The following is a 14,882-nucleotide window of genomic DNA, read 5'->3' as shown; positions in this document are numbered from 1 at the left end:
CGGTTGGGACCGTCACATTCGCTTGGCGGTTTCGGTCCCTTGGTGCAGGAAGCAGCCTGAGCGGAACGGGAACGGATGGGGGCATTAACTCACAGGTAGGGCCCGCAGGCCGAAGGCATAAGCTCGCAGACAGAAGCCTACAGGCATAAGCCTATAGGCCGAAGGCCGTATGTCCTTTGCTTTCGGGCTGTAGACCCGAACACATAACGTACATGTAAAGACCCGTGCGCCTTCGGTGCCGGTCGGTGCATGTACGTTTTTTTGTTCCTAAAGCCGGTCAGCGATTGCATAAAAAATAATCTGCTCGCGACCGGCGCCGGGATCGCTCCTTCTTCTCTTGTCAACGACACCGTTCTTAAAATTTTCTCATTTTGCTAGTGATGTGAAAATCGAAATCGGCTGCAAAGCTCACATTGATAGTCATTGTAGAAGGCCAGCCGAAGATACCGGCTGGCCACCATTTCGTCCCAATCTCCTCTTGCATTTACGCTCCCGTCAGCCGATATAAATAGAGACACCCGGCTCGGTATTCGGACTTTTGCCGTATTTTGTCACAACTTATCGTTGAAAGCGGCGTCTAATAGTTGATAGAATACTAGAGTTGGATTCATTTACCAGACTCATATCCCCAAAACGGAAAGGATTGTTTGCACCTATGAAGAACAGCCGGATAAGCTGGAAAGTGGTCACGGCCGCGGTGCTGGCGCTGGTGCTGGCAGCGGGATTGTTCGGCAGTGCCGCGCTCCCGCTACAAGCAGCGGTTCCGAAACTCGATACGATTCGGGTCGGCCTTTTTATCGAACATGAAAGTTACCGCACATCCGAGCAGGTGGTCACACTTTCATCGGACAAAGGCTTCAAGCTGGGAGTGCGCACTCCTGCCGGCGTTGCGGGCCTCACAACTGAAGGAGGCACGACTCTGAAAGCATCGCTTGATGCTTACGGGGTCCGCGTGCTGGAAACGGCGAACTGGAATGAAGCGAAAGCCGCTTATGACAAGCTCCAGAGCTCGCCTTCCGACCGTGCCTACATCATCAGCCGTTCCAAAAAAGGAGCCTCCGTGTATCAAGTTTATTACGGCAGCTATGCTTCGAAGGAAACGGCTAACGCGGCGAAAGCCAAAGCGGTCAAAGCGACCGGCTCCGCGCAAGCGGTTCTGTCCGGACCTCTGCACTGGTCTGCCGGCACATACGCCACGGCCGCCGAAGCCAATATGCAGGCCGCGGCCGTCTCCCTGGCGGGAGCGGACGCCGACGTTGTCCTGACGTCGGACGGTTCGGGTCAAGCCGGATACAGCGTATGGGTAGGCGGCGAAGCGGACGAGGCCGGACTGGCCGCCGTCAAAGCGGCCTTGCCGGGGGTGGCCCTGCAGCCGGCCGATACGGCATCGGCGTATCTGATCAAGCGGGCGGACGCCACGGCTGCGGCAGCCGCGGTTCCTCATTATTTCTCGGGAGCGGGCTCGCAGAAAACATGGCTGGACGGTAACGGCGCCGGAATCAAAGTAGCCGAAAAGTCGAACCAGGTATACCGTGGAAGCATGGAGATCAGCCGTTACAACGGTAAATTCGCTCTCGTTAACGAGCTGCCGTTCGAAGAGTACCTGTACTCCGTAGTCAGCTCCGAAATGGACGGCAGTTTTCCGCTGGAAGCCTTAAAGGCACAGGCGGTTGCCGCACGAACGTTTGCCATTAAAAAAGGAATGAAATACGGCATCGCGCACCTCAGCGATTCGACGACCGACCAGGCATACCGGGGCATGCTCCGCGAAGCCGAAATCGTTCGTCAGGCCGTCGACGCCACTAAAGGCGAAGTTCTGGTGGATAAGTCGGGTATTATCGGAGATCCTTTGTACTCCTCCAATTCCGGCGGGCAGACCGCCGACGCGTCGGAAATCTGGGGCAATGCGGTTCCCTATCTGAAAAGCGTAGCCAGCCCCGACGAGGGAGCAGCCAAAGGGAAGGCCGTCTGGTACCGGGTCGCCCTTCTATCGGGTGAAACGGGTTATGTCAGCGGCACATACCTGAAAAAAACGGGCGACAAGAACGCGGCCGGTCTTGAAATAGCGGCATCCACCCAAGGAGGCGTAAATGTCCGCAAGCTGCCCAGCACGGACAACGCAAGCTCTCCGGCGGTCGCCCAGCTTAAGGACAAGGAGCGCGTTACCCTGCTGGAGCAGGTAACGGAGTCCAATTCTTACAGCTGGTTCCGGGTTTACGACCGGGCCCAGATGGAGAAGCTGCTCACGGGTGCGGGCGTGAAGCTGAACGGTCCGCTCCAGTCCTTGGAGGTAAGCAAAAGAGGCCCGTCGGGACGCGCGACCGAGCTGAAAGCAAACGGGGAAGTGGTGAAGGTCAAATACCCGAACGACCTCCGGAACGTTTTGGGCGGTCTGCCCAGTACCCTGTTTGAAATTGAGGAATCGGGAAGGTATACTATAGTTGGTGCAGACGGTAAGCCCACCGCTCAAACGGCGGGCGCTGTCCAGGTTATCGGGGGAACCCAGGCGAAACCGCAACAAGCGGGGGCCGACCTGTTCGTCATGGGTGCGGACAGCCAGGTGCGCAGCGTCGCATCGGGTGCGGCCAGCTTCGTTATCCGCGGGACAGGCAACGGGCACGGGCTCGGGATGTCCCAATGGGGAGCCAGAGGCCTGGCGGAGCAGGGGAAAACCTACACCGAAATTTTACAAACTTACTATACCGGAGTTTGGACGACTAAGGAATGAGAGACATAAATGGACGTACAAGATTTTGATTATGAATTACCGGAAGAACTGATTGCCCAGACTCCGCTCCTGGAACGGACGCAGTCCAGGCTGATGACGCTCGACAAACAGTCGGGCGCCATCGCTCATCATACGTTTGAACAGTTGGCCGATTATTTGAAAGCCGGGGATCTGCTCGTGATGAATGACACGCGAGTCATTCCAGCCCGGCTTTTTGGCGTGAAGGCGGACACGGGAGCCAAAGTGGAGCTTCTGCTGCTCAAACCGCTCGGCGAAGACCGCTGGGAAGCCCTGGCCCGCCCGGGCAAGCGGATCAGAACCGGTACCGAGCTGCTGTTCGGCGTACAGCCGGAAACGGCTGCGGACGGTACGCCGGTCGTTCCGAAGCAGGCGCCGCTTTCGGCGGTCGTCGAAGCGGAGGGGGAGATGGGGGCGCGTACCGTTCGCTTCCGCTACGAAGGTATTTTTAACGAGATCCTGGATAAGCTGGGAGAAATGCCGCTGCCTCCTTACATTAAAGAGCAGCTGCCCGAGAAGGAGCGCTACCAGACGGTATACGCCCGTCATGCGGGTTCAGCGGCGGCTCCGACCGCCGGCCTGCATTTTACCGGCGATTTCTTTGAGGAGCTGAAAAGCCGCGGCGTCCGTCTGGCCTTCGTGACTCTTCACGTCGGACTGGGGACGTTCCGTCCCGTATCCGCCGACAAGGTGGAGGAGCACGAAATGCACGCCGAGTATTATGAGCTTCCGCAGGAAACCGCGGATCTCATTAACGAGACGACCGCCGCGGGCGGACGCATCGTCGCGGTCGGGACGACCTCGACGAGAACGCTGGAAACCACGGCCCGCCAGTCGCGGGAGGCATCCGAGGCGCAGGGCGTCTCGGCCCATACGGACAGCGGGAAGCCTTACATTCGCGCCTGCAGCGGCTGGACCAGCATTTTTATCTATCCGGGCGTGGAATTCCAGCTTGTCGATGCGATGCTGACTAATTTCCACCTGCCGAAATCGACCCTGCTGATGCTGATTTCCGCCATGGCCGGCAGGGAGAGTATTTTGAACGCTTACCGTGAAGCCGTCGAGCGGAAGTACCGCTTTTTCAGTTTCGGCGACGCGATGTTTATTTATTGAATCGAGAAGGGAAGACAACTATGGCTGCGGTTACTTACGAACATATCAAGACCTGCAAGCAGACTGGGGCAAGGCTCGGCCGCGTGCATACGCCGCACGGTGTGATCGAAACGCCGGCATTCATGCCGGTAGGCACCCAGGCGACGGTAAAAACGATGAGCCCGGAAGAACTGAAAGCGATGGACGCTCATATCATTTTGAGCAACACGTACCATCTTTTCCTCCGTCCGGGTCATGAGCTTGTAAAAAAAGCGGGGGGCCTTCATAAATTTATGAACTGGGACCGTCCGATTTTGACGGACAGCGGCGGCTTTCAAGTATTCAGCCTGAGCGATATCCGTAAAATTACGGAAGAAGGCGTGCAGTTCCGTTCTCACCTGAACGGGGACAAGCTCTTTATCTCGCCGGAGAAGGCGATGGAGATCCAGAACGCGCTCGGCTCGGATATTATGATGGCCTTCGACGAATGTCCGCCTTATCCGGCGACTTACGAGTACGTGAAAGATTCGCTGGAACGTACGACCCGCTGGGCGGAACGCTGCCTGAAGAGCCATGCCCGTCCGGGCGATCAGGGACTGTTCGCCATCGTGCAGGGAGGCATGTACGCGGATTTGCGCAAGCAGAGCGCGGAGCAGTTGACTTCCATGGATTTCCCGGGGTATGCTATTGGAGGATTGAGCGTAGGCGAGCCCAAGCACCTCATGTATGAGATGCTGGAATGCACGACGCCGCTGCTTCCGACCGGGAAACCCCGCTACCTGATGGGAGTGGGTTCACCCGATGCACTGATCGAAGGCGCTATCCGCGGCGTGGACATGTTCGACTGCGTTCTGCCGACACGGATTGCCCGCAACGGCACCGTGATGACGAGCGCCGGACGCCTTGTTATCCGCAACGCGAAACACGCCGACGATCTCGGACCGCTTGATCCGGAGTGCAGCTGCTACACGTGCAAGAACTACAGCCGCGCCTATATCCGTCACCTGATCAAGGCTGACGAGACATTCGGCATCCGGCTGACCACGTACCACAATCTGCATTTTTTGCTTGAACTGATGAGGGGTGTCAGACAAGCCATCCGCGAAGATCGTCTCGGCGATTTCCGGGACGAGTTTTTTACAAAGTATGGTCTTCACGACAACGACAAAGGTTTTTAACTGAAGGAGGATCCCAACGATGTCCAATCTGGCCACAGCAGCCAATGCAAGTCCGTACGGAAGCTTAGTGACGTACATTCCGCTTATTCTGATGTTCCTGGTTCTTTATTTCCTTCTGATCCGCCCGCAGCAGAAGCGGACGAAAACCCGCAACATGATGCTTGCTAACCTGAAGAAAAACGACAAGATCGTTACGATCGGCGGCCTGCACGGCACGATCCTGGAAATTACCGATGACATCGTCGTTCTGCGTGTTAACGACGCGACCAAGATGACATTCGACCGTTCCGCGGTTAACACTGTCGTCACGAGCAGCACGGTTGCCGAAGAGAAAAAATAAACGCGAATCACATACAAAAAGGCGAGTTCCCCGGACCGGACGGTCGAGGAACTCGCCTTTTTTTGCATATCGCGGCAAGTGATGCCGGCGCTCTATTCGCTGACTTCCTGCTCCTGGAGCCTGCGCTGCGGCAGCAGAACTCTGCTGAAGAACGGACGCTCTTCGCTGATGCTCAGGCCGAGACGGGCCGCGAACACGCCGAGAAGGACGCCGCCGAACATGTCGGTCAGCCAGTGGATGCCGAGGTAGAAGATCGAGAAGATGATCACTACGCAGCTCGAGAAGGGAAAACCATTTCCAAACCCGGTTCCGGGAACGCCCGGCAAGCAGCGCCATGGAGACGGAAATGGAGGTATGCAGACTCGGAAAACAGTTGTCGAGTCCGGACAAAGGCCGGTATTCCGCTTCGAATTTCGGAAACACTTCCATAATCAGCAGCTTGACGTTCGGATGGAACGCCCACACTTCCTGAACGGGAAAGAACAGGTAGAACGGAATGGCGATGATGTAGTTAATCATGACCGTATAGCAGAGCGCGTAGAAAAGGCTGTATTTTTTCTGATACGTATAAATCAGGATCGACACGATCATGAGGCAGGGAAATACGATCACATAAAAAATACTCGTAACCAGAGTGACGGTGTTGTTATAGAACAAGTGCTGGAAACCCGCGACGAAGTCTCCTTCGAGCCCATGTATTTTTGCCGTGAAATCGGCCGTGTAGTGCATTTTGGATTCAATCCAAAGCTCGACTTTATTGAAAAAGAGAATCGCCATGACCGCCGCAAAATGAAGGAAAAACTTCCGCTTTGTGAAAAAGTCCTGTACGAATGCTCCTGCAACGAGAAACGGATTTTTCCGCAGCGACAAATACAGGAGAACGTAGATGGAAATCACAATATATACGGTTGCGTGGGTCATGGATTGTAACGGATACATTGCATTTCCCCCTAAAATTGTAAAAGGTATAAGAGAACTAAGATATTATATCATAGTCGGAGTAGTAGGTGTGCAATTTCAGGGGCCGCTCCATTATTTACTGCCGGAATTCACGCCGATAACACCGCCCAGGGCGCCGGCAGCGAAAGCGAACCCGGCCAGGGTGAGCGTTTTCAGATCGAATGCGGTATCAACCGCAAGAAAACCGATAATCCAGACGATCAGCGCATAGAAAATACCCAGCATGCCGCCGTAATACCAGCCTTTGCGCCCCGCGCGTTTTCCCGCCACCCAGCCTCCGATAAAAACGGAAAGACCGTGTGTGATATAAGCCAGAGTAGAAAGCGAAGACTCCTGTGTCCGGCTGAGAAGCAGGATCAGCGAGGTTATTACGGTTCCCGCAACCAGCATAACGAACGCATAGAGAAGACCGGAAAGAAATGGTGATGATAAACGCACCTGGCTCACCTTATTAATCGGAATCATGACAGTATCCTCCCTTTCCCTTAGGAACATTTCGGTATCATCATTCTATGGGCCTGTTCATAAGAATAGTACAGGTTCCGCTTGTACGGCGGCCCGCGGGAAAGGGGGACGGGAACAAGATGCGTGAAATTTTGCAGGATGCCGGCTGGCAAGCCGCCGCCACCGTTGCCGCTGCCGTTGTCGCCCTGACGGTAGTCCTTCTGAGTCTGAAGTTTGTCCGCTTCCGTGCCTGGTTTCCGCTGGCTGGGGCAGCTGTCTTGTTGGCGGCCGGAATAGCCGGTTCTCCTGCCGCTGCGGTAGAGGCGGTCCCGTGGCGGGCACTTGCGCTTGCGCTGACTATGGGGATAATCGCCACAGCAGCCGAAGAAGCGGGCTGGCTCCAGCTGACGGCCGTAAGGTTTTACCGGCTCACTTCGGCGAATCCGCGGAAGATGCTGGCCGTGTCCATGATACTGGCAGCCTCGGCCTCGGCCCTTCTGGACGCTTTGACGGCCATGGCGGCTCTTCTGCCGCTTATGCTGGCTTTTACGAGAGCCTGGAGAATAACGCCTTCTCCGTTCGTTATCGGCTTGATGTTGGCCTGCAACCTCGGAAGCGGCCTCTCCGTTGCCGGAACCATGCCGGCCAGACTGATCGGAACAGCCGGCGGGCTTGGCCTGCCGGACGTCTGGCTCGTGCTTGGCCCTCTCCATGCCGTCCTGCTGGCTCTCGCTTATCTGATGATCCGGACGGTGTACGCCGATAAGCTGAATCTAGGCCCGGTAAGGCTGCGGGAGCTTCAAACCGCGGTTTCCGGCATGTCAGGAAACAGGGGAGACGCGCGGAATCCGGCCATCGCCCTGGGACTGATCCTGCTCGGTTATCTTTGTGCCGATCTGACAGGGATCGACCTGATATGGATTTCGGGAGCCGGAGCGGCCCTCGTAGTCCAATCGCTAATAAAACGAGAGGAAAGCCGCAAAAGTTTCGCGGCGGGCTTCGCTCCTCTGCTGGCGCTCACGGCCGGCTGGCTTCTTATCGCCGGCGTTTTCGTACGGACGGGCGTGCTCGATGCCGCGGCCGGCTGGCTGATGGCGCTAAGCTCGGGAGACGGGCAGTGGGCCGTGCTGTCCGTTCTGTGGATGTCCGCGGCCGGAGCCGCTTTATCGGACGGGACGGCCTGGACCGCTTTCGCCGTTCCCGTCGTTCAGAGTCTCGGCGGACAGCTGCAGGAAGTGTCTACGGAACACACGGGGAGACTCTGGTATGTCCTGCTTTCGGGCATCCACTTGGGCGCCAATGCGACAAGCTTCAGCTCTTTTTCCAGTCTGCTGGCCTTCGGAGTCGCCGCCGTGAGGAAGAACGGGCTGAGCTTCCGGGAATATGCAAGGATCGGCGTGCCGTTTTCTCTATTTTCACTTACCCTGGCATCCTTGTATTTAGTCGGATTCTGGTTTGGGAACAATTGAGTGGCCTCCACCCCGCATGAAGGGGAAGGGCGACGGTCAGACTACCGGGTAAACTCCGAGAACGAACGGTCCAGGAGGATACCATGGAACTGCTGACGATTTTTTTGCGCACCGTTATGATTTATTTTGTCGTTTTCGTCATGCTCCGCATTATGGGGAAGCGTGAAATCGGCAAGCTTTCGGTTTTCGATCTCGTGATTTCGATTATGATCGCGGAGATCGCCGTATTTGTACTGGAAGATGTGCGGATGCCCATGTCGAACGGAATCGTGCCGATGATTACACTCGTGCTCATTCAACTGCTGATGGCATTCATCACGCTCAAAAGCCAGCGTTTCCGCACATTATTCGAAGGCCGTCCCAGCGTCCTGATCGAACACGGGAAGCTGAACCGCGAAGAGATGCGCAAACAGCGCTATAACCTTGACGATTTGATGATGCAGCTCCGGCAGCATAAGGTCATGAACGTGGCCGATGTCGAATTCGCCATCCTGGAGCCGTCCGGCAAGCTGAGTGTGGTTGAAAAATACCATCCCAGCCGCAAGCCTGAAATGGGGCCGGTCGAGAGCGGACGCATCCGTTATGCGGGGCTGCCCGTAGCTCTGGTCATGGACGGCAAAGTCCAGGAGGACAATCTGCAAAAAGTGGGCCAGACCCGTTTCTGGCTCAAGAGCGAGCTTAAGAAGAAGGGAATATCCGACTTCAAGGAAGTTTTCTTCTGTTCTGTCGATCACCGGGGCTATTTGTACGTGGATAAAAAGGACCGGGTTTAAACGATGAAAAGCCGGACTGCACAACGATTTGTGCGTACCGGCTTTTCTCTTTTCCTCACCGCGCGAAGCTGCCAGCGCGCGGTGCTCGGCGTCACATGACGGTGGTCAACCGTGAAACGGGCGGGTCAAGATTTGCGGATGATCTTGCGGCCGAGCGTCAGCAGCCGGGACAAGTCGGACTTGTTGACGATTTTCAGAACCGTTACGGCGGCCAGATACGCGGTTAAGGCGGCAGCCGAGGCGAGCAGGAAACCGATGCCGGCCGGCTGGCTCGCAATGGCCCGGTAAACGGCGTAGCAGCATAAGGAGGCGATTCCCATGGCTGCGGACACTTTGGCCACGTCGCTGCCGCGCAGAGTAAACTTCAGATGACGCAGCACGCTTAGCCCGTGAAGGAAGGTGACCAGCACAATGTTCACACAGCTGGCCATAACGGCACCGAGTATGCCGAATTCCGGCTTGCTCGCCAGCCATACGATGAGCAGGAGCTTGACGAGGGAGCCGATCAGTGTGTTGACGAGAGCGCTGCCGGGTTTGTCCAAAGCCTGCAGGGCGGCCTGCAGAGGTGCCTGCAGGTAAATGAAAATCGCGACGGGCGCCAGCATTTTAAGCATTACGGCGATGTCCTTCTGCCCGTACATGATGAGACATAGAGGCTCGGCAAGCACGTACATGATGACGGCGAAGGGAGCGCCGGTTACTAACGCCAGCCGGAGCGACTGGTGCATGCGCTTGTGAATGGTTTTCAAATCCTTGCGTGCCGCCGCCTCGCTGAGCGAAGGAACGAGCGAAACCGAAAGCGAGGAGGTTAAAGCGCTCGGCAGCAGGATGATCGGGATAATCATCCCTTGAAGGGCGCCGTACTGCGCGGTCGCCAGTGCCGTAGCGATACCTGCGGCCGCAAGACTGTGGGCGATGAGAATAGATTCAAGCAGGTAGGAGCCCGCTCCCACAAGGCGGCTGGCCGTGATCGGCAGGGAAAGCGTCAGCAGACGGCGCAGCTGGGTCAACCGGCCTTGCGCGGCACTGGTGCCGATCTGCACCTTGTTTACCGGCCTGTTTTTGTTCCGCTGCAGCCTGTAATGAATGAGGAGAACGAGCATGCCCGCGATTTCACCGATGGTTACGCCGATCATGGCACCGGCGGCTGCCCAGGAAATTCCGTAGGGAAGCAGGGCGAAGGAGCAGAGCAGCACCATGACGATGCGTACCAGCGTTTCTATAGTTTGAGAAGTCGCCGTGGGGATCATGTCCTGCTTTCCTTGAAAATAGCCCCGCAGAACGGAGGATACCGCAATAATCGGTATAATCGGGCTCATGCAGAGAAAAGTAAAATAGACGCGTTCGTCCGTCAGCAGATGGGAAGTTATCCAGCGCGCTCCGAGAATGCAGACCGCGGTAAAAATTCCCGAAATGCCGACGGAAAGCGTGAGAGCGAGCTTGAGAATGCGCGACGAACGGCGGTAATTATGCTCCGCTTCCGCCTCGGCCACGAGTTTGGAGACGGCAAGGGGGATGCCTCCCGTAACGATCGTAAGAATAACGATCAGGAACGGCCAGCCCATCTGATAGAGGCCGACGCCTTCGGCGCCTATTACCCGGGGAAGCGTGATCCGCGGGATGAAACCGAGAATCCGGTTTACGATGCCTGCGGCCAGCAAAATCATCGTCCCTTTTAGAAAAGATTGCTTGGTCAACGTTAACTCCCTCTTCCGTAACGGGTTCTGTTAGAGGATATGCGGGCAATGGCCAAGCTCATGCCAAACTTTTTGGGGAGACGGGACCGGCCATGCAGGAAAACCTGTTTTTGTAAGCGAATATAGCAGGTAAGGAACAGAACGTGTACGTTGCCGTTACAGCAACTAAGGGGGGATAAGTTATGAATTCGGAAACGGACAAATTGGAGTCGGCACCTGCCGCAACGGAGCAATCCGGGGCCATGGAGGATGCCAAAGAACAAACGGGAGCCCCGCTATTGCCGGAAGGACTTCTGGAAGCGGAAGCGCTGGCCGAAGCGGAGCCCCCGGAAACGATGCTGAATCCCGAAGAGACAGATGTAGAAATAGAAGCGAACGACCCGGACGCACGTACAGAAAGCGGCGAAGCGGCGGAATATGACTTTGAAGCCGGAACAGACCCCGCGGGGGAAACGTCAACGGTTGTCGAAATCAGTACCGCGGAGGAAACGTCAGCGGCAGCAGAACCGGTGCAAGCGGTTGTGATCGACCCTGCGGATTCGTTTGCTGTGGAAGCGGAACCGGCATTCGACATGGCAGCCGAAAGCGAATTTCATACCGGGGATGCCCCAGGTATCAAGGAGGAAGAAGCCGAGCCCGAGCGCCTGAACGATCGGGAACTCAACGAGATGATCGAAGGCTTATGCCTGAGCAAGGCGGAGGAGTTCCAGATGATCGGTTACGAGCATGTCACCGGGGAAGAAATCTGGGAGTGCATAAACGACCGGTACAAGAAGAAAGGGACGCCGCCTCTTCATCAGGTTGTCAACGATATTTTGTCGCTTAAACCCAATCAGTTTATGAATTATTTGACGTTAAGCATGTATCGAAGGTCCTGATCGGCTTTTCGGGGCCTTTTTTTGTTTGGCGTGGTAAAAAACGTCAAATTGACTCGTTTTTCGCGTGTGGGTATAATAGGAATATTGAGTTGGGAAGGGAGATTATCAAGGCATGAATGTAAAACGGATCTCGGCGTTTTTCATAACCGTCATTGTCACGCTGGCCGTGATCGCAACGACGAGTCCCGGGCTTCTTGGCAAGATCAAGCTCGGTTTGGATTTAAAAGGAGGGTTTGAGATCCTCTACGTGGCTGAGCCGTTTACGGCCGGTCAGAAAGTAACCCCCGCAACGTTGAAAAAAGCGGCGGAAAGCATCGCGCAGCGCGCGGACAAACTCGGCGTAACGGAACCTGAAGTTCTCGCCGAAGGCGAAAACCGCATCCGCGTCCGTCTGGCAGGCGTCAAGAACGAAGATGAAGTACGCCAGAAAATTGGCAAACCGTCTTCCCTTACGTTCCGCGATCCGGAAGGCAACAACATGCTGATCGGTACGGATTTTGTCGAAGGCGGAGCCTCGGTCGGCTACGATCAGGCGAACCAGCCGGTGGTACAAATTAAGATGAAAGACCGCAGCAAGTTTAAAGAAGTGACTACAAAAATGGTAGGAAAGCCCCTGTCGATTTTCCTCGACGAGGAAAAGCTCTCCTCCCCGATGGTTAACACTCCGATCGATAGCGACGTAGCTACGATTACAGGAAGTTTCACTTTCGAAGAAGCGCAAAAACTGGCCGACACCATCAACCTCGGTGCCCTCCCTCTGAAACTGACGGAGAAATACACGCAGGTAGTCGGCGCCTCCCTCGGACTAATGTCTCTGGAGCAAACGGTCCGCGCGGGTATTATCGCATCCGTTATCATTCTGGTCTTTATGATTCTTCTTTACCGTCTGCCGGGTATTATCGCGGCCTTTACGCTTATCACGTATACTTGGCTGCTTCTCGTGCTGTTTGACTGGATCAACGCGACACTGACCCTTCCGGGGATTGCGGCGCTCGTGCTTGGGATCGGGATGGCGGTCGACGCCAACATTATTACGTACGAACGGATCAAAGAAGAAATCCGCAGCGGCAAGAGCATTCCTTCTTCGCTTAAAGCGGGTTCCAAAGCCTCTTTCCGTACGATTATGGACGCGAATATCACCAATATCATTTCCAGCCTTGTGCTCTACTATATCGGCAACGGGGCTATCAAAGGCTTTGCATTGACCACGATGCTCAGTATTATCGTGAGTATCTTGACGAACGTGTTCTTCTCGAGATTCCTCATTCACCTGCTCATTAAGGGCAATGTCTTTAAAAAGCCCGGCTATTTTGGCGTGAAGGAGGCGGAAATCCGTGAACTATAGTAACAAATTCAATTTTGTCAAACACCGGAACATCTTCTTCGCGATTTCCGGGGTACTCATACTGGCCGGTATCGTGACACTCCTGCTGTTCCAAATGAATTACGGCGTCGACTTTAAAGCGGGTACTTCCATCGACGTATCGGTGGGACAAGCGATCACCAAAGAAAAGGCGCAGGAAATTTACAAAGGCGCGGGCTTTGATCAGACGGTAACGATCGGCGGAGCCAACGGCGACCGCGTTTCCACCCGTTTCGATGAAATTTTGGGCAAAGAACAGGTCGATAAAATCAAGGCGGCTTTCGAAGCCCCTTATAAAGATAAGGTGTCCATGGAAGTCAACACCGTATCACCGGACATTGCCAAGGAACTTGCCATTAAAGCGATCATCGGTATTCTCATCGCAAGTGTGGCGATCAGCATCTACGTGAGTATCCGGTTCGAATGGAGATTCGCGTTAGCCGCCATTATTTCCATTCTTCACGATGCGTTTATCGTCGTCGCCATGTTTGCCATCTTCCGTTTCCAGGTCGATTTGCCGTTCGTGGCCGCCGTACTGACTACCGTCGGTTACTCCATCAACGATAAGATCGTTATTTTCGACCGGATTCGTGAAAACCTTCGTTTCGCCAAGCTGAAAACGCCGGAAGATTTGGAGAAGCTTGTCCATGACAGCACATGGCAAACGATGGCCCGGAACATCAACACGGTTCTTACCGTATTGATCGCAGCCGTCTGCCTCTTTATTTTCGGCAGCGAATCTATTAAATTATTCGCCCTGGCGAAAATTATCGGTCTGACAAGCGGAGCTTACTCTTCCATCTGTATCGCGAGCCCGCTGTGGTACCTGCTCAAAAGAAATTCGCTCGGCAACAAGCGCAAAGCCGCTCCAGCCGCAGCCGCAAAAGAATAAGCTCACTGCCGCGTGAATTCTTGTTCCCGCGGCTTTTCCTTGACATGAGATAGAAGCGTCACCCAGCAAACTATTCATTAGGAGAGTCGAAATGTCAGACGAACGATTTCAGAAAGCCGAAGTCGCCGCATGGATCGGAATAGGAGGCAATATCGGCCTTACGGTTCTTAAGGGTGTGGTCGGCGTGATGGCGGGAAGCCGCAGCCTTCTGGCGGACGCCGTTCATTCCGCTTCGGATACGGCGGGTTCATTCGCTTCGCTGCGGTGTCTGAAAGCGCCGGGAATTCCCGTCGACCATGGCCGCTCCTACGGCCGTGATAAAGCGGAATCCATAGCCGCTATTCTGATTGCGGTTATCATGACGATCATATCCGTGGAAATCAGCATGAATGCGGTGAAGGATATGGTCTCCGGTGTGCATAACGCGCCCCAAAGCTACGCGCTTATCGCCGTTATCCTTTCCCTTGTTTGCAAAGAAGTCATGTTCCGGTACAATTACTGGGTCGGGAAAAAGCTGGGCTTGCGCGATTTAGTGACGGGCACATGGGAACACCGTTCCGGCGTGTATTCTTCGATTATGACACTGGCCGGGGTAGGAGGCGCCCTGATCGGAGAAAAAATGGGCTGGGGTTTTATGTACTATCTGGACCCTGCGGCGGCTGTCGCCGTCACGCTTCTTATCGTTAAAAACAGCTACGGGGTGATTACCGACGCGCTGCAGAAAACGATGGACCGGGCCCTGCATCAGGAAGATGCGCGGGATATGATCGACGCCGTACAAGGCGTAAAGGGTGTTATTTCCGTAGAAGATCTTCGTGCCCGGGAGCACGGGCATTATGTTATTGTGGAGCTCAGGATCAGCGTGAACCCGCGCATTTCCGTTCTGGAAGGAAACGATATCGCCAGGTCGGTCAAATATCAGCTCATGAAAAAGTTTATTCATCTTTCGGATGTCACGATTCACGTATTTCCTTACGATTCGGGTTATCCCTACAAACAAGGTATCGATGCCGCCGCAACTGACAGCGCGCAGATGCTTCACTAACGAAT

The 14,882-nt window shown here is 55.1% G+C and carries 14 protein-coding genes; 11 read left to right on the top strand and 3 right to left on the bottom strand.

The features are described from left to right. The first annotated feature begins 655 nt into the window (after positions 1–655). Genes ABC395_RS19325 through yajC form a run of 4 tightly spaced genes read left to right on the top strand, consistent with a single transcriptional unit; the run spans position 656 to position 5,356 of the window. Complete coding sequence (locus ABC395_RS19325; RefSeq protein ID WP_413005551.1) at positions 656–2,728, top strand: SpoIID/LytB domain-containing protein; 2,073 nt, start codon at positions 656–658, stop codon at positions 2,726–2,728. 9 nt (positions 2,729–2,737) lie between these two features. Further along, a complete protein-coding gene (gene queA, locus ABC395_RS19320) occupies positions 2,738–3,859 on the top strand; it encodes a tRNA preQ1(34) S-adenosylmethionine ribosyltransferase-isomerase QueA (RefSeq protein WP_413005550.1) in 1,122 nt (373 codons plus the stop codon). A 20-nt stretch (positions 3,860–3,879) separates the two neighbouring features. After that, a complete protein-coding gene (gene tgt, locus ABC395_RS19315; protein ID WP_413005549.1) occupies positions 3,880–5,016 on the top strand; it encodes a tRNA guanosine(34) transglycosylase Tgt in 1,137 nt (378 codons plus the stop codon). A gap of 19 nt (positions 5,017–5,035) precedes the next feature. Further along, positions 5,036–5,356, top strand: coding sequence for a preprotein translocase subunit YajC (yajC, locus tag ABC395_RS19310; protein ID WP_103993344.1), 321 nt, complete (start codon positions 5,036–5,038; stop codon positions 5,354–5,356). Between the two features lie 92 nt (positions 5,357–5,448). On the opposite strand, the gene ABC395_RS19305 is transcribed toward yajC, so the two are convergent. Continuing rightward, a complete protein-coding gene (locus tag ABC395_RS19305) occupies positions 5,449–5,625 on the bottom strand; it encodes a phosphatase PAP2 family protein (protein WP_413005548.1) in 177 nt (58 codons plus the stop codon). Here ABC395_RS19305 and ABC395_RS19300 point away from each other — a divergent pair. Beyond that, positions 5,618–6,286: a hypothetical protein gene (locus ABC395_RS19300; RefSeq protein ID WP_413005547.1), complete on the top strand. Its 669-nt coding sequence runs from the start codon at positions 5,618–5,620 to the stop codon at positions 6,284–6,286. The genes ABC395_RS19305 and ABC395_RS19300 overlap by 8 nt on opposite strands. A gap of 102 nt (positions 6,287–6,388) precedes the next feature. On the opposite strand, the gene ABC395_RS19295 is transcribed toward ABC395_RS19300, so the two are convergent. Next, a complete protein-coding gene (locus tag ABC395_RS19295; RefSeq protein WP_413005546.1) occupies positions 6,389–6,781 on the bottom strand; it encodes a TIGR04086 family membrane protein in 393 nt (130 codons plus the stop codon). Between the two features lie 119 nt (positions 6,782–6,900). Between ABC395_RS19295 and ABC395_RS19290 the strand changes: the two genes are divergently transcribed. Together ABC395_RS19290 and ABC395_RS19285 are read left to right on the top strand one after the other, a co-directional pair. Further along, positions 6,901–8,229 (top strand): ArsB/NhaD family transporter, encoded by a 1,329-nt coding sequence (locus tag ABC395_RS19290; protein ID WP_413005545.1) that lies wholly within the window; start codon positions 6,901–6,903, stop codon positions 8,227–8,229. Between the two features lie 83 nt (positions 8,230–8,312). Beyond that, entirely contained in the window at positions 8,313–9,002 is a 690-nt protein-coding gene (locus tag ABC395_RS19285; protein ID WP_413005544.1) for a DUF421 domain-containing protein, read from the top strand. 125 nt (positions 9,003–9,127) lie between these two features. Here ABC395_RS19285 and spoVB read toward each other — a convergent pair whose 3' ends face one another. Then, positions 9,128–10,699, bottom strand: coding sequence for a stage V sporulation protein B (gene spoVB, locus ABC395_RS19280; protein WP_413005543.1), 1,572 nt, complete (start codon positions 10,697–10,699; stop codon positions 9,128–9,130). A 182-nt stretch (positions 10,700–10,881) separates the two neighbouring features. On the opposite strand from spoVB, the gene ABC395_RS19275 reads away from it, so the two are divergent. The 4 genes from ABC395_RS19275 to ABC395_RS19260 all read left to right on the top strand — a co-directional run bounded on the left by ABC395_RS19275 (position 10,882) and on the right by ABC395_RS19260 (position 14,877). Then, positions 10,882–11,577, top strand: coding sequence for a post-transcriptional regulator (locus ABC395_RS19275; RefSeq protein WP_413005542.1), 696 nt, complete (start codon positions 10,882–10,884; stop codon positions 11,575–11,577). 112 nt (positions 11,578–11,689) lie between these two features. Further along, positions 11,690–12,922, top strand: coding sequence for a protein translocase subunit SecD (gene secD, locus ABC395_RS19270; RefSeq protein ID WP_413005541.1), 1,233 nt, complete (start codon positions 11,690–11,692; stop codon positions 12,920–12,922). Further along, positions 12,912–13,832 (top strand): protein translocase subunit SecF, encoded by a 921-nt coding sequence (gene secF, locus ABC395_RS19265; RefSeq protein ID WP_413005540.1) that lies wholly within the window; start codon positions 12,912–12,914, stop codon positions 13,830–13,832. Before secD ends, secF begins: the two co-directional genes overlap by 11 nt. 91 nt (positions 13,833–13,923) lie before the next feature. Then, positions 13,924–14,877 carry a cation diffusion facilitator family transporter gene (locus ABC395_RS19260; RefSeq protein WP_413005539.1) on the top strand — a complete coding sequence of 318 codons (954 nt, stop codon included), beginning with the start codon at positions 13,924–13,926 and terminating at the stop codon, positions 14,875–14,877. Positions 14,878–14,882: the final 5 nt, after the last annotated feature.

The organism is Paenibacillus canaveralius, assembly GCF_047238265.1.
In the GTDB taxonomy this organism is placed as follows: Bacteria; Bacillota; Bacilli; order Paenibacillales; family NBRC-103111; genus Paenibacillus_F.
This window is presented reverse-complemented; position numbering and strand designations above follow the sequence as displayed.